Source organism: Actinosynnema sp., from assembly GCF_052038725.1.
In genome coordinates, this window is sequence record NZ_JBQGCX010000469.1 from 1 (window position 1) to 1,665 (window position 1,665).

A 1,665-nucleotide genomic window follows, 5' to 3' on the forward strand; every position below is an offset into this window, starting at 1 on the left:
GGGCGGGAGCGGGGGGTCGGCGGGGTCAACCGGGTGCTGCTGCGGGCTGGGGCGGGGGTGCACTTCGCGCTGGTGACCACGGGGACCGGGGACTCGACGGCGGCGCAGCGTGAGTTGGCGGATTGGGCGGCTAGGACGTTCTGAGTGCAGCCCGATACCGCGTGTTCGGCGTGGGAGTGCGCTGCTTCAGACCGCCCAGGACATCGCGAGCTCGGTGAGCGGTGCCGGGTCGTCGTCGGTGAGGTACCGGTAGCTCTGCGGTGGCTGGAACGTGCAGCCCTTTCGCAGCAGTGCAAGGGGAAGGGGCTCTTCCAACGCCCTGGGAGCGGTGATGGACAGGGCGGTCGCCTGCTCGGCTCCCGCGAAGTAAGCCGAGAACTCGGCTTGGGAGAGCCCGACCTTGCCACGGTGTCGACGCCAGATGGTCGGAGGGCTGGCGGTGTCCCGATCGGCCAGGGTCGCCACCCCGACCACCGCCATCACGGGTGAGCTGGAGTAGAGGACGAGGAGCGTGCCGGGTGGTGCGGATACCTTGGTACGGCGCAGCTCGACGGTCTTCGACCCGTCCAGGATGGCCTCGGCGAACCTCGGGCGGAGCGACACCAGCAAGGGGCGCAGAGCGGGGTGGTGCTCGTCTTCGGGCGCTGGTGCCGTGATCATGGCATGGACCTTATCCATGCACGCGGCCGAACAGAGGTCCAGCGCCTGCCTGTTGGCGGTGACCGAGGTCACTCGTTGCCCGCCTTGTACAGGGCGGCGAACAGCTCTGGCGTGATTGAACGAGGACCGGGGAAGTTCTCCGGTCCGCCGTGCCGGGCTTTGAGCTGCTCGTAGGTTCTCGTCGAGATGGGGCGCTCGAACAGTTCTGTGTCGGAGAACTGAAGTGCCTGCATCAGCTGCTTGCCATCGGCCTGCTTCTCGAGCTGGTCGAGGTCCAGGACGCCGTAGTGCTCAAAGGTCGCGTGCAGGCGTTTCGGGGTACCGGTCGTGATCGTGTCGAGGAAGGACGTGCCGATGATCTCCGCAGCGGTGTGACGCCCCTTGCTGACACGCCAGATGATTCGCGCGGGTGCAGTCAGCAGGTTGTCCGCTGACCGGTAGTAGACCTGTCCTCGCCCGAGGGAGAGCTCGATCCGGCGGGAGGTGAGCTGGAGCGGGTGTCCCAGCAGATCGCTGCTCCACCTGGGTTGGACTGGGATGACGTAGTGCGGCAGTTCGCTGTCGGTCAGCTTGGCGGGCCACAAGGATCGTTCGACCTCGGAGGCGGTACGCGCGGGCAGGCCGGGACGCAGCAGAGGACCCCTGCCCAAGCCGACCAGCTCCCGTGCCGCGTCAGCGGCCAGATCGATTTCCTGGTTCGTCCCGCACACGTGGACCACCCACGCGTACTGGTGGCCGTCGTGCTCGTGGAAGGGGGCCGACGACATCGCGCGGGCGGTTACTTCGTCGGTGTGCCGGTCGGAGATGTCGATGACCTGAGCGCCGTGTTTTCGCGCATCGCGGCGCAGCAACCAGAGGAGTTGGCGCGCGATCGTGTCGGACAACCGGTGGTGCGAGGTCCGCAGCAGGGGAACCCGGAGGATCTTCCCGTCCAGGTGCGCCGCGTAGCAGGCGATCGCTGGCTCGTCACCGCTGCGGATCAACCAGCGGGGCACCTCTTCTCGC

General features: G+C 67.6%; 2 protein-coding genes. Both read right to left on the reverse strand.

Annotated elements, in window-relative coordinates:
- Positions 1-186 precede the first annotated feature (186 nt).
- Positions 187-660: a hypothetical protein gene (locus ACTUAL_RS09505; protein ID WP_440899998.1), complete on the reverse strand. Its 474-nt coding sequence runs from the start codon at positions 658-660 to the stop codon at positions 187-189.
- Between the two features lie 68 nt (positions 661-728).
- On the reverse strand, positions 729-1,665 hold a 937-nt coding region (locus ACTUAL_RS09510), incomplete at its 5' end, for a hypothetical protein (RefSeq protein ID WP_440899999.1).

What these genes read in the sequence shown, in the direction of transcription:
- ACTUAL_RS09505 (WP_440899998.1), bottom strand. Translation starts at nt 660, where the DNA reads ATGATCACGGCACCAGCGCCCGAAGACGAGCACCACCCCGCTCTGCGC.